Here is a 20,827-nt window from a genome sequence, read left to right on the forward strand (position 1 = left end):
GCGTTCGCGAGCGGCGTACAAGGATCCGGGGCAGGCAGGGCACGAGCACAGGATCGTGTGACTAGCGTAGAGCGCACACGCTACGGGCATGCTGAGAGGGCGATTCGCATGGCAGACGACGAACAGGATCCTTCCGACTTCGAGGAGATGCTGCGACGCATGATGTCCGGTGGTCAGATCGACCCCGAGGCCCTGCGCGACGCGCTCTCGAACATGGACGAGGGATCATTCGACCCCAGCCGGATGTCGGGACTGATGGCGCAGATGCAGGGCATGTTCGCCCAGGATCCGTGGCAGAACGCAGAGCGTCAGGCGCTGCACATCGCCAATCGCGACGGACTGGGTATCACCGCAGGCTCCCAGACCTCCCTGGTGGATGCGTTCGGGCTGGCGAACCTGTGGCTGAGCGAGGCCACCACCATCTCGGAGCTGGCGACCGCACCGCAGGCGATGACTCGCGGCGACTGGGTGCAGAAGACCCTGCCGGTGTGGAAGGAGATCGCCTCGCCGGTCTCGACGTCCATCGCGGACGCCCTGACCGGTGCACTCGAGGGCCAGGTGCCCGAGGAGATGCAGGGGATGGTGCAGGGTGCGGGTGAACTGATGCGGGGCCTGGGCGGATCCCTCTTCGCCGCGCAGTTCGGCCAGGTGCTCGGTCGGCTCTCGCTCGAGGTCGTCTCCGGCGGCGACGTCGGCATTCCCGTGCTGCCCGCAGGGACGGCCGCCGTCATCCCGCAGAACATCGCCGCCTTCGGCGAGGGTCTGGAGATCCCCGAGGATCAGATCGCCCTGTACCTGGCGGTCCGCGAGCTCGCCTACGCGCGGCTGTACCGTCACGCCAAGTGGCTGCATCTGCACGTGCTCTCCCAGATCACCGACTTCGCCCGCGGCGTGACCGTGGACATCGAAGCGCTCGAGGATCTGGCATCACGCCTTGACCCGAGCGACCCCGAGGAGCTCCGCGCCGCCATCGAGGGCGGCGCGCTGCTGCCGACGCAGACGGATGCGCAGCGCGAGGCGCTGACCCGACTGGAGAACCTGATCGCCACGATCGACGGCTGGGTCGACGTCGTCACCGGTCAGGCCATCGCACGCCTGCCCGACGGCGCACGGCTGGCAGAGGCGGCCCGGCGCCGCCGTGCGGTCGGCGGTCCCGCCGAGGATGCGCTCGGCGCCCTGGTCGGGCTGAAGCTGCGTCCGCGACGACTGCGCGAGGCCTCGGCGATGTGGCAGGCGGTCACGGATGCCGTCGGCGTCGCCGCCCGCGATGCGCTGTGGGACTACCCCGATCTCATGCCGGGTCCGGCCGACATCGACGACCCCTCCGCTCTGATCGCCCGCCTGCAGGCCACGCAGCGCGGTGAGGCTCCTGCCGCCGACGAGTTCGACGAGGCGCTGACCCGCCTGCTGGACGGCGAGGACTTCGGCGACGCACCCGGCGAGGACGGCACGGACGCCTCGGCTGACGGCGACTCGGATGCCTCCGGCGAGAACGACTCGGATGCCCCTGGCGATGACCGTCCGGAAGGCGATCGCCCCGTCTGATCGATTGTCCCTGCACAGGCAGGGGCTTCCGAGAAGTTGTCCACGGATCGTGCATGCGCTCCCCGCGCCCGACGGGGAGCGCCCACAATCGGGGGCATGAGCCCTCGGACCGCCACGACGATCACCCGCCTCGACCCGCGGTATCCGCTGCTGTGGCGCGATGAGCACACGGTGCAGTTCGGGCTGGAGGCGGCGGCGTCCCTCGACGTCTCCGAACCGTGGGTCGAGCCGCTGCTGCGACGGCTGCGCGGCGGCATCCGACTCAGCACGTTCGATGTCGTCGCGCACGGCGTGGGCGCACCGCGGGAGGCGGCTCGAGAACTGCTCGCCCGGCTGAAGCCCCTGCTCGTCGGGGAGCAGCCCGCCGCCCCACCGGTCTGGGTCGACGGCGTGAACGTGGCGAACGGCCGCGCCCAGGAGCGGATGCGGCAGGCGCTCGCCGACGAGGGCATCGCGGATGCCGGGGACAGGGAGCCCGGCTCCGTCGCCGTCGTCGTCGTGGAGGGAGCCGCCGCCGCACTGCAGTTCGCCCCTTACCTTCGCGATGACCTGCCGCATCTTCCGGTCGCCTTCGAGCGTCAGGCCGCGGTGATCGGCCCGCTGGTCTTCCCGGGGCGCACGCCCTGCCTGTCCTGCCGCGACGCGCACGAGCAGCAGCGCGATCCCGCCTGGCCGATGCTGCACGCGCAGCTGGTGGCGCGCCCGATCGAGATCACCTCGGCGCGGATCGCGCACGCGGCGGGCCTGGCCGCACGCGTGCTGCGCACGCCGGCCCGGACGACCGGCGTGATGGTGCGGGTCAGCCCTGACGGACGGATCGCCTGGCGCTCGGTGCCGCATCACGAAGGATGCCCGTGCCTCGAGCTGTCGTCCCGATCTCAGCCAGGAATCTTGAGGGACTCCGCTCCCCTCGCCCCGCGCTTCGAGACCACGAGATCGCCAGCGTACGCGCGGCCCGCGTGACTCCCACGTATGCCAGCCGCCGCTCCTCGTCGATCTGGGTGAAGGTCGACGCGTAGGAGATGGGCAGCGCGCCCTCGGCCCAGCCCGCCAGCAGCACGTGCGGCCATTCCAGGCCCTTCGCCGCGTGCAGGGTCGACAGTGTGACCGTGCGCAGCGTGGGCTCGTGCTGGTCCTTGGCGCGTGCCATCAGGTCATCCGCGAACACCCGCAGGGTCGTCCCGTCCGGCGCCTCCTCGGCCAGACGCAGGATCGCGCGGCGCGCCTCCCAGCCGTCGCGCTGCGCCCCTCCGGCCTCGGGCGGCTCGTCGGTGAGCCCGAGACTGCGCAGCACGTCGCGCACCGTGGGCAGGAAGCCGACGACCGACGGTGCGACGGCGGCGCCGCGCAGACCGAGCACCGCCTGTCGCACCTCGGGCATGTCGAAGAACCGCGTGCCGCCGAGCACACTGGTCGCGATCCCGCGAGCGGCCAGCGCCTGCTGCAGCACGGCCGATTGCGCATGGGCCCGGTACAGCACGGCGATGTCCGACGGCGACTCCCCCGCGCCGATGCGGGCGGCGATGGATGCGGCGATGCCGTCGGCCTCTTCGCGCTCGCTGTCGTAGGCGGTGACCGTCGGAGCCTCCGCGTCGGCATCCGGGTGCGCGGGCACGAGCGCCAGTGCCCCCGGCCGGCCCTTCATGAGGGCGTTGGCGACCGTGAGGATGGGCGCCTGCGAACGGTAGTTGGCCTCCAGGCGCACCACGGTGGCGTCGGCGTAGCGCTTCTCGAACTCCAGCAGGTAGCGCTGCTGGGCACCGGCGAAGGAGTAGATGGTCTGGCTGGCGTCGCCGACCACGCAGAGGTCGCGACGGTCTCCGAGCCAGAGCTCCAGCAGCCGGTTCTGCAGCGGAGACACGTCCTGGTACTCGTCGACGGTGAAGTGCCGGTACTGCTCGTGCACGGATGCGGCCACCCGGCTCTCGGTCTCGATCATGCCTGCGCAGGCGAGCAGCACGTCCTCGAAGTCCAGCTGGCGCCGCTCGTCCTTCAGCGCCTCGTAGGCGATCTGCAGTTCGATGAGTTGCTCGGGGCGGATGCCGCTGATCGGGCGGCCCTGCTCGGCGTACTGCTCGATGGACAGCATCGAGACCTTGCGCCATTCGATCTCGGAGGCGATGTCGCGCAGGGTGGCGGTGCTGGGCCGAAGGCGCATGCCGTCGGCGGCCTGCCCCAGCATCCGCACCTTGTTGTCGATGATCTTCGGCGCGGTGTCGCCCGCGAGGGTGGGCCAGAAGAAGTTCAGCTGGGCGAGCGCCGCGCTGTGGAACGTGCGCGCGGAGACGCCGCCGACGCCCAGTGCGCGCAGGCGCCCGCGCAGCTCCCCCGCGGCCTTGGCCGTGAAGGTGACGGCCATCACCCGAGACGGCGAGTACGCCCCGGTGTCCACCCCGTGCGCGATGCGATGGGTGATCACCCGTGTCTTTCCCGTGCCGGCACCGGCCAGTACCGCGACCGGTCCGCGGAGCACGGATGCCGCCTCGCGCTGGCGCTCGTCCAGGGCGTCGAGCGCGCTCACCTCGACTCGCTCCGCTCGCTCAGCACAGGCACTTCCGCTCGCTCACTGACCATCCCGGTACCACTGCTCGATGAGCCGACGCGCGATGGACGCCGGGCCGGGCAGCCCGACCGGGCCCTCGCCCGCCAGCGACGTGCCGATCTCGGCGCGCGTCAGCCAGCGCACCTCGATGATCTCCTCGCCGTCGGCTCGGGTCTGCTCGTCGACGGTCACCGCCTGGAAACCCAGCATCAGCGAACGGGGGTACGGCCACGCCTGGGAGGCGACGTAGCGGATGTCGCGCACCCGCACCCCCGCCTCTTCGAAGAGCTCGCGGTGCACGGTGTCCTCGAGGGACTCGCCGGCCTCGACGAACCCGGCGAAACAGGAGAACATCCGTCCTCGCCAGTTCGCGTTCGCGCCCAGCAGCAGCCGCTCGCCGTCCGGACTCACGACCGCGACGATGACGGCCGGATCGGTGCGCGGGAAGTGCTCGGCGTCGCAATTCGCACAATGCCGCGACCATCCGGCGTTCTGCACCTCCAGTGCGGAACCGCACACCGAGCAGTAGCGGGCATCCCGCAGCCAGGCTGCGAGCGCGATCGCGGTGACGAACAGATCGGTCTCGTGCTCGTCGAGCCGCCCGCCGACATCCCGCAGTCCCAGCCAGGTCTCCTCCGGGGCGCTGTCGATGCTGTCCGTCGGTGCGGGGACGGCTGCCAGCAGCAGGGCGGCTCCGTCCCGATCGCGTCCCAACAGCGCCCACTCGGCCTCGCCCGCCGTGTCGACGTCGGCCCGCAGCAGCGCGTCGTCGGTCACCCGGAGACGACCTTCGCGGACGAGGATCGCCCGTGTGCTCGGGTCGGCGCGCAGGCGCTCGAGAAGGCCGGGCTCGGTACGCGTGTCCGCGGCCCGATCGAGGATGTCCGGCGATGAGGTCATGTGCTCCTCCTGATCTCGTGTCATGTGCTCACCTGCTCCGCACGATCGTAAACGGGAGCAAGGGCGTGGCGTGGGCGCACCGGCCGGGGTGCGCACCTAACCTGGAGGACATGGCACGCTCACCTTTCACTCTAGTGGCGGCGGTCACGGCCGCACTGCCCGGGGCTGAGGTCGTCGGCGCTCGCGCCCTGACCTCGGATGGAGACGGGAGGTTCGACTCCGCGATCGCCACGCTCGCCGACGGACGCGAACTCGTCATCCGCGTGGCGGAGGACGATGCTGCCGAGCGCGAACTGGCCGAGGAGTCGTTCGCGCTGCGCGCGCTCACGCCCGGCGCCAGGGAGATGCTGCCGTTCCAGGTGCCGACCTGCGTCGGCGAGACCCGCGTGGGCGAGGCGAGGGCGCTGGTCACCGACCTCATGCCCGGCTTCCAGATCGAGGCCACCCACGTGCCGGGAGGGCGAGGGGCGGCGACATCGATCGGCGAGGCGATCGCCGCCGTGCACGCTCTGCCCGCCTCGGTGGTGCGGGCTGCGGGCCTGACGATCCGGGATGCCGCGGGCGTGCGCTCCGAGATCCAGCAGCTCGTCGACCGTGCGGCGTCCACCGGACGCGTGCCGGCCAGACTCACTGCGCGCTGGCGCGATGCCACCGGAGACGGTGACCTGTGGCGGTTCGAGACCGCGGTCACACTGGCCGGGTTGCAGGCGCAGTCGTTCCTCTTCGAGGACGACCCCCAGGACGGCCCGCAGGTGATCGGCGTGCTCGGCTGGCGCGGACTGAACGTCGGCGATCCCGCCGAAGACCTCGGTTGGCTGTCGGGGGCACCGGATGCCGCCGAGGACGTGCACGCCGCCTATGTGGCCGCTTCGTCCCGCGCCACCGACGATGCCCTGCGCGTGCGTGCCCGTCTGCACGCCGAGCTCGAGTTCGCACGCTGGCTGGTGCACGGCGATGAGCAGCGGCGGCCCGACATCGTCGACGACGCCGCCGCGCTGCTGGAATCGCTCGCCGACGGTCTGCGCAGCGACGACCTGCGCGTCATCGCCGCCTACACGGGCGGCGTCGATTCCGCGCTGGACGTGCTGGATCGCACGCCGGACACGGCCGCGACGGTCGTGGACACCTCGATGCAGACCGATGCTTATCGCCGTGAGGATCTCTGGCACGACGACGCGGACGCGGAGACGCCCGAGCAGCCGGCCGACGGTGCGGACGCCGATTCCGATGACGCGCCCGACCCCGGTGACACGCACGAGGCACTCGGCGCGCGCGACTCGTCCGGCGTCGTCGGCGACGATCGCGCGGAGGGCTCGTCTGAGGAGGTCACGCAGGATCTGACCGGGATCAGCGGCGTGCGCGGTTCGGACCATGACGGCGCCGACCGGCAGGACGCTCCGGCTCCCGAGCATCAGCCCAGTGACATCGACTCGGCCGAAGAGGCTCAGCGCGCAGCCCGTGCGGCGCTCCAGCGCTGGACCAACTCCTCCTCCGAGTAGACCCGGTCTCCGCGGATGACGAGATCGTCCGCCACGTAGAACAGCACGACGTCGATCTGCTCGAGCGGCACGCCGAACCGGCGGTGGTAGGCCACCCGGTAGAGGGCGAGCTGCAGCATCCGCTCCTCCCGCTCCTGCGCGGTGCGCGGTGCGCGGCCGGTCTTCCAGTCGACGATCTCGATTCGGCCGTCGTGGTCCTCACGTCGGTAGACAGCGTCGAGCTTGCAGATCACGATGTGCCCGTCGGCGGCGTTTCCGGCCGTGCTGTCCGATGACCCGAAGGCGAAGTCGATCTCGATCTCCACCGCGATCGGCTGCAGATCCGCCCATTCACTGCGCTCGAAGATCGCGCGCAGCCCGGCGAGCGCCTGCTCGTCGTCACCGGTCGTGGGAGCCATCGCGCCGGCATCCGGCGTGTCCTCGTCGAGCTCCCACAGGGCGCTCTCGGCGGACGGCCCTGCACCGACTAGTCCGGAGCGGTGCTCGACCCAGGCATGGAACAGCGTGCCGATCCGGGTCTGCGTGTACGGGCGCTCGGGCATGGGGCGGCCGAGATCGCGGAGCGTGCCGCGGTAGTCGGTCACCCAGTCCTTGAACCGTGAGGCGGGTACGCGGGTGGGGGCCTCTCCCCCCGTGCCGCGCAGACGCTCGGCACGCTCGGCGAGCAGCCGCTCCAGCTGCACGGTCGGCGCAGGGGCTTCGTCGGCGGCCATCGCCGTGCGCACGTGCTCAACGGCGGTCGTCACCACGGCGCGGCGCGCGCCGAGCGGGTCCATCGGCCAGGAGGTGGTCAGCCCCGGTCCTGCGTATGGATTCTCGTCGGGGTCGACCTCGCCGATCGGGTCCAGACCGAGCACGTCGATGGCATCGAGCAGGAAGGGGCTCGCCTTGCGGGGCTTGACCTGTCCCGCCCAGTGCGCGCCGGACAGCAGCAGGTCACGGCGTGCACGGGTGACGGCCACGTAGGCCAGTCGGCGCTCCTCCTGCTGCTGGTAGTCGCGGTAGGCGTTCTTGAAGCGGCGCAGTGCTCCCCCGTGCGGGAACGCCTTGGTCACCCCGGCCGCGAGGGCGTCCAGCGCGGCCTTGTGCCGCTTCGCGGGGTCGTCGCCCACGGCATCCTTCTCGGACTGCGGGTCCCAGCGAAACACGGGCAGGGCGTCGCGGTCGCCACGCAGGGCGAACGGGACGACCCCGAAGCCGAACCAGCCGGACGTGTCGCTGACGCGGCCGGGCAGCTCGTCCTCGACGAGACGCACGACGGCGACGGCATCCCACTCCAGCCCCTTCGAGCCGTGGATCGTGAGCAGCTGAACGACCCCGGGCTCGGGCGGCTCGGGACGAGGCATCAGCTCGTCGGTGCTCTCGGCCTTGTCCAGCCAGGCCAGCAGGCTCGAGATCGTTCCGCGGTCGTCGGCGGTGAGGAAGGCGCGCACCTCGTCGACGAACGCGCGCAGCTGCGTCGCCGCGACGCGGGCCGGTCCGCGGGACTCGTTGGCCGCGAGTTCGATGTCCAGGCGCAGTTCCAGCTCGATCAGGCGGATGAGCTCGGGGATCGGGAGCCCGACCGAACGGCGCAGCCGCTCGAGGATCTCTCCGGCGCTCCGAAGTCGACTGCGTCCCTCAGGCGTGATCGCCTGGATCAGCCGGTAGTCGTCGGGCGCCGCACGCAGGAAGTCGACGGCGTCGATGATCGAGACGGCCTCGTCGGCGCCGCGGGAGGAGCGCAGTCGCTCCCGCACCTCGTCGGACAGCGGCGCCAGCGACGCGTCGCGTCGAGCGAGAGCGGATGCCAGGTCGTACAGCGCCGCCATGTCGGCCACCCCGATCGCGAACCGGGGGCCCACCAGCAGCCGGATCAGCGCGGAGCCGGCGGTGGGGTCGTGGATCACGCGGAGCATCGAGACCACGTCGACGACCTCGGGGGTGGACAGCAGTCCGCCCAGGCCCAGGATGCGGTGCGGGATGCCGCGGCGCGCCAGCACCCCGGCGAAGGTCTGCATGTGCCGTTTGGAGCGGAACAGGATCGCCCCTGTGTGCGCCCCGCGCTCGGCATCCGACGCATGTTCCGCGCGGCGCTGCTCGAACCATTCCGCGACGGCCTCGGCCTCGTCATCGACCGTGTGCGGGAACGACACCTGGACGTCGCCGAGGCCCGCGCCGGGGCGCGGCTCGAGCGCCGGCACCTCGAGACCGGGCCGCTTGAGCGGTTCGAGCACGCGGTTGGCGACGTCGAGGATGCTGCTGTCATTGCGCCAGCTGGTCATCAGGCTGTACGTGCGCGCGGGCTGCTCGTCGGCGAACGAGCGACCGAAGGCGTAGAGGTTGTCGGCGCTCGCGCCGCGCCAGCCGTAGATCGACTGGTGCGGGTCGCCGACCGCCATCACCGCGCTGTCACGGAACAGCGCGGCGAGGAAGCGCGTCTGGATGACGGAGGTGTCCTGGTACTCGTCCAGCAGCACGACCCGGTGCTGCTCGCGCAGCTCGGTGCGCACATCGGGTGCGGTCTCGACGATGTCGAACGCCCCGCCGACCTGGTCGGCGAAGTCGAGCACCCCTCGTCGCTCCTTCTCGGCGATGTACTCGCGCACGAGCCCGGCCAGCACCGGCATGCTCAGCAGGTTCAACGCGGCGGTGTCGACGTCGCGGTTGGTGCGGTACGGGCCGAAGGCCGCGGCCTGCTCGGCGGCGATGCGCTCGGCGGCATCGAGGTCGACCCGGTGATCCAGCGCCTCGCCGGCCAGCTTCTGCACCGCGTCGATGACGGTGCCAAGTGCGCGGTCGATGTCCTCCAGCCCCGGCAGGTCGGCGCGCAGCACCACCGCACGGGCGATCAGCCAGGAGGCCGACTGGCTCAGCATGGCCGCCTCGGGATCACGGCCGATGCGGGCGGCGTGCTCGCGGACGATCCCGTCGGCGAAGGCGTTGTAGGTGGAGACCCGAGGGCGGATCAGCAGGTCATCGGCCGAGCGCGGCGTGCGCGGATCCCAGCCCGTGCCGAGCCGCTCGGCAAGCGCATCCAGCACCTGGATGCGCACGACCTCGCGCTGGGCACCCGGTGCCGCGTCGTGCACCCGACGCAGAGCGTCCTCGGCGACGAGCTCGGGCAGATGCGGCAGCAGGCCGCGGCGCCCGAAGTGCCCGATGGTCTCCAGCCGGGTGCCGATGCGCTCGGCGAGCTCGCCGGCGGCCTTGCGAGTGAAGGTGAGCCCGAGCACCTCGTCGGGACGCACGTGCCCGTTGGCGACGAGCCAGACCACTCGGCCCGCCATGGTCTCGGTCTTGCCGCTGCCCGCACCGGCGACGACGAGTGCCGGAGTGGGCGGAGCCTGGATGACGGCCTGCTGCGCCTGCGTGGGCACGGGCAGTCCGAGAGCGAGTGCGATGATCTCTGCGGAGATCGTCGAGGGGGTCGTCCAGTCGGCTGAGGTCGTGGGGATCACGCACTCACCGCCGGTACCGTGTGGATGCGGCACGGGGTCACGCGCACCTGGGTGTCGGCGCAGTGCGATTCGACCTGGGCGGTGAAGCTGCTGGCCGCCATCCCCCGGCCCGCCTCGGTGATGCGGTGCAGGAAGGCCGTGCGCGCCTCGCCGTCGAGGGTGTGCTGGTGGGCGACGCGGTACTCCGCCTTGCCGACCGTCTTGGAGACGATCAGCAGGCGCGCGCCGGTGAGCGCCGCCGCGGGGGCGCCCTCGACGAGCCCCTCCTGCACGGCGATCTGGTACGCAGCGAGCTGGGCGTGCTCGCGCACGTTGGCCTCGGTGTCGGGCTCGTACTTGCCGGTCTTCAGATCCACGACGACGACCCGCTCTCCACCATCGCCTTCGCTCATCCGCTCCCACTTCTGGCCGCGGGCGGCCGCGTGTTCACCGGCTCCGGCCGGGTACACCTCCACCCGGTCGATCACACCGCCCACCACCGCACGCGGCGTGATCACGGCATCCGATTCGGCGTCCTCCGGCGTCGCCGGCAGCACGTGCTCATCGGCCAGGTCCACGGCGAAGCGGAACGCGGCCTCGGCACCGACCACACGCCCGCCGTCGGCGGCGCTCGCACCGATGTAGGAGTGCAGTCGCTCCACGTACAGCTCGGCGCGTCGGCGCTCCTTGCGTCCGATCCACTCGGTCTCGAAGTCCAGCTCGGGCCAGTGCTCGTCGACGATCGCGCGCATCGCATCCAGATCCCCGTCCGGGACCTTCTCCATGGCCTCGTGCACGATCGTTCCAATCCCCGCCGAAGGCGGGGCGACCGTGTCGCCGCCGAGCGAGGAGACCACCCAGTTCAGGCCGCACTCCTCGAACGCCTCCAGCCGCGAGGGCGAGACCTTCACCGGGGCCGCGGTCAGATCCCGCAACGGCGCCGCGCTCGAGGGCGGTGTCACGCCGTACCACTCGTCGGTGGCCGCTCCGGAGACACCCGCCTCCGCGAGAATGCTCAGCTGACCCGCCGATGCCATCCGCTCGGCCTCATCGACGGAGGTGGTCAGCACGCGCCGATGACGTGCCACGAGTCCGCGCAGCGTGATCGGATGCGCGAAGCGCAGCTCATCCTGCTCGGCAGGCGGGGCAGGAGGCAGGAAGGAGAAGAACGGGCTGGGCGTCTGATCGTCGTCGTCCACCGCCGAGACGACCAGGCTCGTGCGCGCCCTCGACAGAGCCCGCACGAACAGCCGCAGCTCGTCGTGCAGCGCGGCGCGTCGGCGGTCGAGCACGCCGGGGACGATCTCGGGCAGCCCGTCGCGCGAGGCTGCCAGCCAGTCGGCGAGGCGCCAGGTCTCCAGCATCCCGCCGCGCAGGCGCACGTTCGGCCAGACGCCGTCCTGCACGCCCGCCACGACGACCGCCTCGAACTCGGCACCGAGCGCGGTCGCGGGCGTCATCAGGGTGACCAGTCCCGGCCGGTCGGGTGCGGACAGGGTGTCCTCGGGCACCTCGCTGTCGAGGATGTCGCGGATGAACAGGGCCGGCTTCTCGTGCGGCGAGCGCTCGACGAAGCGCTTGGCCGCGTCGAACAGGGCCACCAGGCTGTCCAGCGAGCGCGCGATCTCCGCGCCCCCTGGCTGGTCGGCCGCCGTGCGCCAGGCAGTCTGCAGGGAGGCGCCGCCGATCGATCGGGCCCGGTCCCAGACCCGCCAGAGCAGCTCGTGGATCGTCTCCCCCGCCGCCCCCGCCTCGTGCACCTGGGCCAGTGTCTCGGCGAAGCGCTGTGCGACGCGCGCCTCGGGAGCATCCACCCTGTCGAAAAGATGCGGGAACTGCATCGCCTCGCGCAGCAGCTCGCGTGCGGGCGTCGATCCGCCGTCGCCCAGCTCGACGTGACGCAGGCGCGCGCGCAGCCGGCGCAGGCCCACGGCATCCAGCCCGCCGAAGGGCGAGGTGAGCGCCTCGGCGAGCAGATCGCTCGGGCGGTCCGCGGCATCTGCCAGCCCGAGCCGCACGATCTCGACGATCGAGCGGACGGCGCCCTCGCTGCCGAGCGGCCTCGGCACACCGGCGGCGCGGGTGGGCACCTCGCGGGCGGCGAGCTCGGCCTCGAGCATCACGATCTGGCGGGTGTCGTGGGCGATCACGGCGATCTCGCTCCACGGGATGCCGTCGCTGAGATGCCAGTCGCGCACGATCGCCGCGATGCGGTCGATCTCCTCGTGCGGCGAGGGGGCGATGAGCGCGCGCAGTCCGAGGTCGGACGCCTCGCCAGGCGCGCGGCGATGATCGACGCGTCCGGCGACGCCGATGGCCTGCGTGACCGTGCGGGTGAGGGCGGTCAGCGCGTCGCTCTGGCGGTGCGCCGCGTCGAGGACGTGCACGTCGCCCAGCACCTGCGCCAGCTCGGCGAACAGCTGCGGGCTCGCGCCGCGGAAGGCGCCGGACGAGATGTCCGGGTCGCCGAGCGCCAGCACGGCCACGCCGCGCCCGCGCAGAGCCCTGACGAGTCGGATGCCGCCGCGGGTGAGCTCCTGCGCGTCGTCGATGAGCACGGCGCGCAGCGCGGCGAGCGGGCCGAGGGACGCGGCATCCGCCGTCTGCAGGATTCCGGTGGCTTCGGCGAGCAATTCGGGGATGTCGCGATGCGAGACCCGCATGCCGCCCATGACCTCGCGGTACTCGTCGAGGAAATCGGCGGCGGCGCCCCATACGTCACGTCCGGACGACTCGAGCTCGCCGGGGACGATGCCGAGCTCGGTGCATTCGGCGAGGAAGGCGCGCAGTTCGGAGCGGAAGCCCTTGGACGCGCGCACTGCCGGGCTGAGGGTGTCGGGCCAGCTGCGGGTGCCGTCCTCGGCGTCGCCGGCGAGAAGGTCCGCGAAGATGCGATCCTGATCGGCGCCGGTCAGCAGCGCGGGCGGCTCGAGCCCCTGCTGCACGGTGGCTCCGCGCACGATCTGGAAGGCGAAGGAAGCCAGCGAGCGCACCAGCGGACCCGGAGTCGCCTGACTGATCCGCACGCCCACGCGGTCGCGCAGTGCCGTGGCCGCCTGCCGGCTGGGGGTGAGCACGAGCACCTGTTCAGGCAGCAGCCCATCCTCGAGAAGCCGCACGACGCGGTCGACGAGAGCCGTCGTCTTGCCCGTGCCCGGTGCCCCGATGATCACGCCGGATGCCGTCGCGTCGGCGTGCACGACGGCGTGCTGAGCGGCATCCTCTGTCATGCCCTCCACGCTAGCGGCGCGCACCGACACTTCGACTCGCTCCGCATCCGACTACCCGTGTGCGCCCAGGGCGAAATCGGACCCGCCCCCGGCTCCGCGTCGATGCCAGCCGGTAGAGTTGCCGGTGTTCGCAGACACTGAGGAGAACGCGTGGAAATTCGCATCGGCATCGTCAACACCGGTCGTGAGCTGAGCTTCGACACCTCCGCCAGCGCCGACGAGGTGCGGGAGCAGGTCACCTCCGCTCTCGAGCAGAACGCCAGCCACCTGAGCTTCAGCGACGCGAAGGGCAGCTCCTACATCGTCCCCACCGCGAACCTCGCCTACATCGAACTGGGCACCGAGGAGTCGCGCCGGGTCGGCTTCGTCGCCTGACATGTACATCCTGCTCGCGCTGATCGCCGCCTGCGCCCTGGGAGTCGCTCTGCACTATCTGCTGCCCAGGCGCGATCTGCGCGGGGTCGCCGTGGTCCCTGCCATCACGACGGCCGCCGCTGCGGCGATCTACACGATCCTGCAGTGGAGCGGCGTCGGCGAGAACGTCATCTGGCTGTGGGTGGCCAGCATCGGCGGCGGTCTGCTGATCGCCGTGCTGGCGACGCTCGCGCTCAGCGCGCTGCGCATCCGTCACGACGCCGCCGAGAAGCTGGCACTCGGGATCTGACCCGTCGCTCCGCCGCCCACCACGGATGTCGGGGCAATCGACGGATGTCGGCTCAGACCGGCCGATCCGTCCGACATCCGTCGTTCACGCCGACAAGTGTCGAGCGGATGCTACGAGGCGAGTCCCATGGCATCCATCCGACGAGCATGCGCGCCCATCAACTCGGTGTAGACCGGCTCGATGCGCTTGTCGTCGGCTTCCAGACGTCCCGGACGCAGCGCGCCCCGGCACACCAGCAGGGTGTCGCCGACGAGACGACGCCCCCACATCGACAGCAGTGAGCGCCACTCCTGGTCGATCTCGATGGTCTCCTGGATGATCGTGACGATGCCGCTGCCGGCGTCGTCCCGACGCAGGATCTCGGCGACCCGCGCCCCGGTCTCGCCGTAGCCGGAGGCCAGGGCGAGATAGAAGTCGTCCAGCATCCCGGCCGTCAGATAGACCGACAGCAGGGTCTCCTCCTGCCGCTCGCCAATGGTCTTGCGCCGGAACGCGTCGAGGTTCTCGCGGAACGGGAGCATCACCTGGGTGGGGTCCTCCCCCTGCTCGGCGATGAGCTCGACGATTCGGCGATGCTTGTCCAGAGCCGCGCCGGCGGCGCGGGAGAGCGCCTCCTTGCGTGCGAGCTCCTGGGTGCCGCGGATGCTGCGGCTCAGCGTCTCGAAGTAGCCGAGCTGCAGATAGGCGGCCTGTCCGAGGAAGCGGTTGAGCTCGGGTGCGAGCTCCGCGAAGTCGACGCGGGTGGCGTCGCCGCTCTCACCGCGGCTGCGCAGCGTCAGGGTGCGCCGCTGGGGCTTGCGCTTCCAGAACCAGTTGACCACCCGCCCAGACTACTGGTCAGACGGCGCGCCTCCGGTAGGCTAGTCCCGTCCTGCCATCGGAGCAGGACCCCGCGCCTGTGGCACACGTGACGGCGTGGATACATTTCGAGGCGCCCTTCTCGCGGCACGTTGCCGCGCACGCGCCGGACAGGCAGACGCATACTGTGACTTCATTCGCTGATCTGGGCATCGACCAGGACATCCTCGATGCCCTTGCCGCAAAGGGCATCGTCGATGCCTTCCCCATCCAGGAGCAGACCATCCCCCTGGGCCTGCCGGGCCAGGACATCATCGGCCAGGCCAAGACCGGAACCGGAAAGACCTTCGGTTTCGGCATCCCGCTCGTGCAGCGTCTCGGGCAGAATCCGGAGCCGGGCGTCAAGGCGCTCGTCGTCGTACCGACCCGTGAGCTCGCCGTGCAGGTGTTCGAGGACATCGACATGCTGACCTCGAACCGTCCCACCAGCGTCGTCGCCATCTACGGCGGCAAGGCGTACGAGGGTCAGATCGACCAGCTCAAGGCCGGCGCGCAGATCGTCGTGGGAACCCCGGGCCGTCTGATCGACCTCGCCAACCAGCGGCTGCTCGACCTGTCGAACGCGACCGAGGTCGTGCTCGACGAGGCCGACAAGATGCTCGACCTGGGCTTCCTCGCCGACATCGAGAAGATCTTCTCGAAGGTCGCGCCCGTGCGCCACACGCAGCTGTTCTCGGCGACCATGCCCGGCCCGATCGTGGCGCTCGCACGCCGGTTCATGACGAACCCGATCCACATCCGCGCGAACGACCCCGACGAGGGTCTGATGCAGGCGAACATCAAGCACGTCGTCTACCGGGCCCACTCGCTGGACAAGGACGAGATCATCGCCCGCATCCTGCAGGCCGAGGGTCGGGGCAAGACGGTCATCTTCACCCGCACCAAGCGGGCTGCGCAGCGGCTCGTCGACGAGCTGGGCGACCGCGGCTTCAACGTCGGCGGCGTTCACGGCGACATGGGCCAGGAGCAGCGTGAGCGCTCGATGGCCGCCTTCAAGGCCGGCAAGCGCGACGTGCTGGTCGCGACCGACGTCGCCGCCCGCGGCATCGACGTCGATGACGTCACGCACGTGATCAACCACACGATCCCCGACGAGGACAAGACGTACCTGCACCGCGCCGGCCGTACGGGACGCGCGGGCAAGACGGGCATCGCGGTCACCTTCGTGGACTGGGAGGACCTGCACAAGTGGGCCCTGATCAACCGCGCGCTGGACTTCGGTCAGCCCGAGCCCGTCGAGACGTACTCCTCGAGCCCGCACCTGTTCAGCGACCTCGACATCCCCGAGGGCACGAAGGGCCGGCTGCGCACCGCGCCGAAGGCCGAGAAGCCGGCATCCGAGCGCAAGCAGCGTCAGCCGCAGAAGGCCGCGGATGCTGCCGCTGAGGGCACGGACGAGGGCACCACTCGCCGTCGCCGTCGCCGCAACCGCGGCTCGAGTGGCGAGCAGGTCGGCTCGACGTTCATCGAGGGCGCCGAGAAGCCGGCATCCGACTCCGGTGCGGCGACCACGACCGTCGATCGCGACGCGGAGGGCGCCGGCACGCACGACGGCGACGCCACGCGCGAGCACCGCGACGGCAAGCCCGCCCCGCAGCGCCGTCGGCGCCGTCGCCGCTCGGGTGGCGCAGCGCCCACCGGCGCCTGACTCAGCCCTTCAGCCGCGCGATCCGTTCTTCGGGTCGCGCGGCTGTTCTGTGTGCGGGGGCAGCGGCCTACGGGTACCGCGGGGGCGTCCCCGTCGCGCGATCGATGATGCGGGCGACCATCTCATCGGAGGTGGTGTTCTCCCCCGGCAGGTTGGGCTTTCCCGCGCCGTGGTAGTCGCTGGAGCCGGTGACGATCAGGTCGTGCTCCGCGGCGATCCCGCGCAGCATCCGCTTGCCGTCCTCGGTGTTCTCGCGATGATCGATCTCGAGGCCGCCGAGGCCCTCGGCGATCAGCCGCTCCAGGTACGAGACGGGCATCATCCGATCGCGTCCCATGGTCACCGGATGCGCGATGACCGCCACTCCTCCGGCGCGCGTGATCAGACGCACGGCGGTGAGGGGATCGGGCGCGTAGTGGGGCTCGTAGTATCCCGTGCGCGGATGCAGGATGCCGTCGAACGCCTCGGTGCGGTCGCGGACGATTCCGCGCGCCACCAGCGCGTCCGCGATGTGCGGACGGCCGACCGTGGCATCCGGTGTCGTCTGCGCGAGGACGTCGATCCAGTCGAGCGCGTAGTCGCGTGCGATGTTGCGGACGATGCGCTCCGCACGCCCCAGCCGGTCCGTGCGGATGCGGTCGGTCTCGGCGACCAGGCCCGGGTCGGCGGGGTCGAAGAGATAGCCGAGCACGTGCACGCTGCGCCAGTCGTGCCGGGCGGAGAACTCGATGCCTGGCAGGAACGTCATGCCCAGGGCAACAGCGGCATCCCCTGCCTCGACCCAGCCGGTCGTGCGGTCGTGGTCGGTGAGTGCGAGCGTGCGGATGCCGTGGGCATGCGCCTGACGGACGACCTCAGCGGGTGGCTCGGTGCCGTCGGAGTGGTTGGAGTGCAGGTGCAGATCGCTGGGCCCGCTGAACGGTGAGTGCGCGCCCTGGGTCATCCTCAGAGCGTACCGCCAGGGCCATCACAGGAGCCTCCCCTAGGCTTTTCGGTGATGCTACGTCTGTTCGGAATCCTCCTCACCGTGCTCTTCGCGATCGCGACCGCCATCCTCGTCTGGCCGCAGTTCTTCCAGCTCGAGACGACGTTCCCGCTCGCGCAGATCATCGCTTCGCGCGCGCTCGTGTTCGCCGGGTTCGCGGTGATCGTGATCCTCGCCCTGCTGCTGATGCTCGCCCGGCCGATGCGCGGATTCGCCGCGTCCATCCTCATCGTCGCGCTGATCGGCGCTTCGGCGACGGGACTGGTCGGCGCGACCAGAGGGCTCGGCACCGGGTCGCTGCCCGCGAAGACGGATGCCGCTCTGCGCGTGCTCACCTGGAACACCAACGGCGCCGCCGTCTCTGCCGACCGGATCGCGAAGGTCATCACGGAGCAGCAGGTCGATATCGTCGCACTGCCCGAGACATCCGAGCAGGTCGGCGAGCAGATCGCGATCCGGATGCGGGATGCCGGGGACCCGATGTGGGTGCATCACGTGAACATCCGTCCCGATGTGGCGAACGGTCCGCAGGCCTGGCAGACCACGATCCTCATCTCGGCGAAGCTCGGCGAGTACTCGGTGATCGCGTCCTCGCGCGACGGCTCCAGCAACACGAGCTCGGTGCCGAGTGCGGTCGCGATGCCGGTGGACGGAACGGGGCCGACGATCGTCGCCGTGCACGCCGTCGCACCGCGGGAGGACGCCATGGATCGCTGGCGGTCGGACCTGGCGTGGATCGCCGACCAGTGCCCGGCGGGCGACTTCATCCTCGCCGGCGACTTCAACGCGACGCTCGACCACATGGCCTCCTTCGGCAGTGACGGCGGCACGATGGGCCGATGCCACGATGTCGCCAGTGCCACGGGCAACGGCACGGCCGGCACCTGGCCGGCATCCGTCCCCTCGCTGCTGGGCGCACCGATCGACCACGTCATGGCCAGCGACAACTGGCAGGCGACCGGTTCCCTCGTTCTGGACGACGCCGGCGGGAGCGATCACCGTGCGCTGGTCGCACAGTTGGAGCCCGTCGGCTGATCTGCATCGGGGGCGCGGTGCTTCTGCTCTCCCCACTGGACATGTGGCACACATGGCCGCATCTGGCGATCCGCAGCAGACCATGTGGCACACATGGCCGCACCGGCTCATCCGAGGCCAGCGTGGGGATGAGAGAATGGAACGCATGAGCACTGCAGAGAACGACACCGCCGTCGAAACCCCGACCGAGGCTGTCGAAGAGGCCAAGAACCCCCGCAAGCAGCCCTTCCCGCAGGGCTTCCTGGACACGATCTCGACAGGGTGGGCCGACCGCCCCGAGTCGATGCCGGCGCCGCGCGCTCAGGCCGAGTTCGCCGCCGCCCGCCGAGCGAAGGTCTCCGCGGCGTTCCCCGGCAAGCGCCTCGTCGTTCCCGCCGGCTCGTTCAAGCAGCGCAGCAACGACACCGACTACCCGTTCCGCGCTCACTCCGCGTTCCTGCACCTGACCGGGTGGGAGACCGACGCCCAGCCCGATTCGCTGCTGGTGTTCGAGCCGACCGACGCGGGACACGACGTGACGCTGTACTTCCGCGAGCGCGCCGACCGCAGCACCAGCGAGTTCTACTCGGATGCCACGATCGGCGAGTTCTGGATCGGCCCGCGCCCCTCGCTGGCCGGCGTCGCCGCCGACCTGACGGTGGAGACCGCTCACGTCGATGCGTTCGTCGCCGGTGACGCCGATGTCGTCGTCGACGAGGATGACGATCTCACGCGTTTCGTCTCCGAGATGCGTCTGGTCAAGGATGAGTTCGAGATCGCCGAGATGCGCACCGCGGTCGCGGTCACAGCATCCGGTTTCGACGACATCATCCGCGAGCTCGACCGCGCGGTCGCCCACCCCCGCGGCGAGCGCGTCGTGGAGGGCATCTTCCACCAGCGCGCCCGCAGCGACGGCAACTGGGAGGGCTACGACACGATCGCGGCCTCCGGCCCGCACGCCTGCTACCTGCACTGGACGCGCAACGACGGCACGGTCGTCCCCGGCGATCTGATCCTCATCGATGCGGGCGTCGAGGTCGACAGCCAGTACACCGCCGACATCACGCGCACCCTGCCTGTGAACGGAAAGTTCTCCGACGTGCAGCGTCGTGTGTACGAGGTCGTGCTCGAGGCAGCGGATGCCGCGTTCGCCGCGGCGAAGCCCGGTGTGCGGTTCCGCAGCGTGCACGAGGCCGCGATGGCGGTCATCGCCAAGCGCACTGCCGAGTGGGGTCTGCTGCCGGTCACGGCCGAGGAGGCGCTGGATGCCGACAAGGGTGGCCAGCAGCGTCGGTACATGGTGCACGGCACGTCGCATCACCTCGGGATCGATGTGCACGACTGCGCGCAGGCGCGGCGGGAGATGTACTACGACGGCATTCTCGAGGCGGGCATGGTGTTCACCATCGAACCGGGCCTGTACTTCCAGATCGACGACCTCACGGTTCCGGAGGAGCTGCGCGGCATCGGCGTGCGCATCGAGGACGACATCCTGATGACCGAGGACGGTCCGGTGAACCTCTCGGCCGACATCCCTCGGACCGCGGACGACGTCGAGGCGTGGATCGCGCGACTGCAGGGCTGATCAGCACAAGAGGCATGGACGGCCTGCGGGACCGCCCATAGGATGCCGAGGTGGATTCCCTTCTCGACTTCGACGGCACCCGAATCTTCGTCGACGAGCGCGGGCCGTCGGACGGCCATCCTCTGCTGTTCATCCACGGCGGGCCAGGAAACTCCTGCTGGGACTTCATGGCGTCGGTCGGCGACCTGTTCGCCGGCGCGGGGATGCGTGTGATCGGTGTGGATCAGCGCGGTGTGCTGCGCTCGGACGCGCTGCCGGAAGGCACGGAGCCGAGCATCGATCAGCTCATCGACGACTTCGAGACGATCCGCCGAACCCTGGGGATCGAGAGCTGGACGGTCACCGGGCACTCGGCGGGCGGCGCGTATGCGCTCGACTACGCGTTGACGCATCCCGAGCGCGTGTCCGGCCTGGTCCTCGATTGTCCGGCACTGGACGCCGACGCCACCGACCGGTTCCGCCTCCCCGTCGCCGCCGAGATGCTGGATGCCGCAGGGCTTGACGCCGAGGCGCAGGAGTGCCGGCGCCTGGCGCGGTTGGATCGGCGCCTCACCGCCGAGGATCGCACATGGGAGGCCATGCTCCCGCTCGGAGACCGCTACCTCGATCTGTTCCTGCACGATGCCGGATCCCGTTCGCGGTATGAGCGGCTGATGGGCTCCGCTTCGGACGGGCTGGACTGGTCCCGAGGGATGTCGCACCTGCCTCTGATGACGCAGATGTACCGGGATCGACGTCCGCTGCTGGATGGGCTGAGCGTGCCGTCGATGATGATCGTGGGCGAGTCCGACATGGTCGCTCCCCCGGTCGTGCGGGACGACTACCGTGCGGCGACGGGCAGCGAGGTGTGCGTGGTTCCCGATGCCGGGCACTTCGCTTTCATCGAGCAGCCCGAGACGTATGTCGCGCAGATGACCGGTTTCGTTCGGGAAGATTGA

At 70.7% G+C, this 20,827-nt stretch carries 14 protein-coding genes; 8 read left to right on the top strand and 6 right to left on the bottom strand.

Annotated features, from left to right (window positions below; all coding sequences use genetic code 11):
• The first annotated feature begins 108 nt into the window (after nucleotides 1-108).
• Nucleotides 109-1,545, top strand: coding sequence for a zinc-dependent metalloprotease (locus QF046_RS05020; RefSeq protein ID WP_307366860.1), 1,437 nt, complete (start codon nucleotides 109-111; stop codon nucleotides 1,543-1,545).
• Nucleotides 1,546-2,344: 799 nt separating this feature from the next.
• Here QF046_RS05020 and QF046_RS05025 read toward each other — a convergent pair.
• Together QF046_RS05025 and nudC are read right to left on the bottom strand one after the other, a co-directional pair.
• The gene (locus QF046_RS05025; protein ID WP_307366862.1) at nucleotides 2,345-4,066 is read right to left on the bottom strand and encodes an ATP-dependent helicase; all 1,722 of its coding nucleotides are present in this window, start codon (nucleotides 4,064-4,066) and stop codon (nucleotides 2,345-2,347) included.
• A gap of 42 nt (nucleotides 4,067-4,108) precedes the next feature.
• Entirely contained in the window at nucleotides 4,109-4,987 is an 879-nt protein-coding gene (nudC, locus tag QF046_RS05030; RefSeq protein WP_307366864.1) for an NAD(+) diphosphatase, read from the bottom strand.
• Between the two features lie 110 nt (nucleotides 4,988-5,097).
• Here nudC and QF046_RS05035 point away from each other — a divergent pair, with 110 nt between their 5' ends.
• Complete coding sequence (locus QF046_RS05035; protein WP_307366866.1) at nucleotides 5,098-6,486, top strand: hypothetical protein; 1,389 nt, start codon at nucleotides 5,098-5,100, stop codon at nucleotides 6,484-6,486.
• Here QF046_RS05035 and QF046_RS05040 read toward each other — a convergent pair.
• Nucleotides 6,432-9,926 (bottom strand): ATP-dependent DNA helicase, encoded by a 3,495-nt coding sequence (locus QF046_RS05040; protein ID WP_307366868.1) that lies wholly within the window; start codon nucleotides 9,924-9,926, stop codon nucleotides 6,432-6,434. The two genes, QF046_RS05035 and QF046_RS05040, sit on opposite strands and share 55 nt — an antisense overlap.
• The gene (locus QF046_RS05045; RefSeq protein WP_307366871.1) at nucleotides 9,923-13,135 is read right to left on the bottom strand and encodes an ATP-dependent DNA helicase; all 3,213 of its coding nucleotides are present in this window, start codon (nucleotides 13,133-13,135) and stop codon (nucleotides 9,923-9,925) included. The genes QF046_RS05040 and QF046_RS05045 overlap by 4 nt, the downstream gene beginning before the upstream one ends.
• 150 nt (nucleotides 13,136-13,285) lie before the next feature.
• Between QF046_RS05045 and QF046_RS05050 the strand changes: the two genes are divergently transcribed.
• Nucleotides 13,286-13,510, top strand: coding sequence for a DUF3107 domain-containing protein (locus QF046_RS05050; protein ID WP_307366873.1), 225 nt, complete (start codon nucleotides 13,286-13,288; stop codon nucleotides 13,508-13,510).
• Between the two features lies 1 nt (nucleotide 13,511).
• On the top strand, nucleotides 13,512-13,799 hold the full coding sequence (locus tag QF046_RS05055; RefSeq protein ID WP_307366875.1) for a hypothetical protein: 288 nt from the start codon (nucleotides 13,512-13,514) through the stop codon (nucleotides 13,797-13,799).
• Nucleotides 13,800-13,909: 110 nt separating this feature from the next.
• Here QF046_RS05055 and QF046_RS05060 read toward each other — a convergent pair whose 3' ends face one another.
• The gene (locus tag QF046_RS05060) at nucleotides 13,910-14,620 is read right to left on the bottom strand and encodes a ferritin-like fold-containing protein (protein WP_307366877.1); all 711 of its coding nucleotides are present in this window, start codon (nucleotides 14,618-14,620) and stop codon (nucleotides 13,910-13,912) included.
• Nucleotides 14,621-14,784: 164 nt separating this feature from the next.
• Between QF046_RS05060 and QF046_RS05065 the strand changes: the two genes are divergently transcribed.
• Nucleotides 14,785-16,305 (top strand): DEAD/DEAH box helicase, encoded by a 1,521-nt coding sequence (locus QF046_RS05065; protein WP_307366879.1) that lies wholly within the window; start codon nucleotides 14,785-14,787, stop codon nucleotides 16,303-16,305.
• A 67-nt stretch (nucleotides 16,306-16,372) separates the two neighbouring features.
• Here QF046_RS05065 and QF046_RS05070 read toward each other — a convergent pair whose 3' ends face one another.
• Complete coding sequence (locus QF046_RS05070; RefSeq protein ID WP_307366881.1) at nucleotides 16,373-17,248, bottom strand: PHP domain-containing protein; 876 nt, start codon at nucleotides 17,246-17,248, stop codon at nucleotides 16,373-16,375.
• Nucleotides 17,249-17,302: 54 nt separating this feature from the next.
• Between QF046_RS05070 and QF046_RS05075 the strand changes: the two genes are divergently transcribed.
• The 3 genes from QF046_RS05075 (at nucleotide 17,303) to QF046_RS05085 (ending at nucleotide 20,827) form a co-directional block, all read left to right on the top strand.
• Entirely contained in the window at nucleotides 17,303-18,325 is a 1,023-nt protein-coding gene (locus tag QF046_RS05075; protein ID WP_307366884.1) for an endonuclease/exonuclease/phosphatase family protein, read from the top strand.
• Between the two features lie 145 nt (nucleotides 18,326-18,470).
• On the top strand, nucleotides 18,471-19,889 hold the full coding sequence (locus QF046_RS05080) for an aminopeptidase P family protein (RefSeq protein ID WP_307366886.1): 1,419 nt from the start codon (nucleotides 18,471-18,473) through the stop codon (nucleotides 19,887-19,889).
• A gap of 50 nt (nucleotides 19,890-19,939) precedes the next feature.
• The gene (locus tag QF046_RS05085) at nucleotides 19,940-20,827 is read left to right on the top strand and encodes an alpha/beta hydrolase (RefSeq protein ID WP_307366888.1); all 888 of its coding nucleotides are present in this window, start codon (nucleotides 19,940-19,942) and stop codon (nucleotides 20,825-20,827) included.

The organism is Microbacterium sp. W4I4 (assembly GCF_030816235.1).
Lineage (GTDB): Bacteria > Actinomycetota > Actinomycetes > Actinomycetales > Microbacteriaceae > Microbacterium.

Coding starts and splice junctions, on each gene's coding strand:
- QF046_RS05070 (WP_307366881.1), bottom strand. CDS start 17,248: ATGACCCAGGGCGCGCACTCACCGTTCAGCGGGCCCAGCGATCTGCAC.
- nudC (WP_307366864.1), bottom strand. CDS start 4,987: ATGACCTCATCGCCGGACATCCTCGATCGGGCCGCGGACACGCGTACC.
- QF046_RS05020 (WP_307366860.1), top strand. CDS start 109: ATGGCAGACGACGAACAGGATCCTTCCGACTTCGAGGAGATGCTGCGA.
- QF046_RS05055 (WP_307366875.1), top strand. CDS start 13,512: ATGTACATCCTGCTCGCGCTGATCGCCGCCTGCGCCCTGGGAGTCGCT.
- QF046_RS05035 (WP_307366866.1), top strand. CDS start 5,098: ATGGCACGCTCACCTTTCACTCTAGTGGCGGCGGTCACGGCCGCACTG.
- QF046_RS05075 (WP_307366884.1), top strand. CDS start 17,303: ATGCTACGTCTGTTCGGAATCCTCCTCACCGTGCTCTTCGCGATCGCG.
- QF046_RS05080 (WP_307366886.1), top strand. CDS start 18,471: ATGAGCACTGCAGAGAACGACACCGCCGTCGAAACCCCGACCGAGGCT.
- QF046_RS05045 (WP_307366871.1), bottom strand. CDS start 13,135: ATGACAGAGGATGCCGCTCAGCACGCCGTCGTGCACGCCGACGCGACG.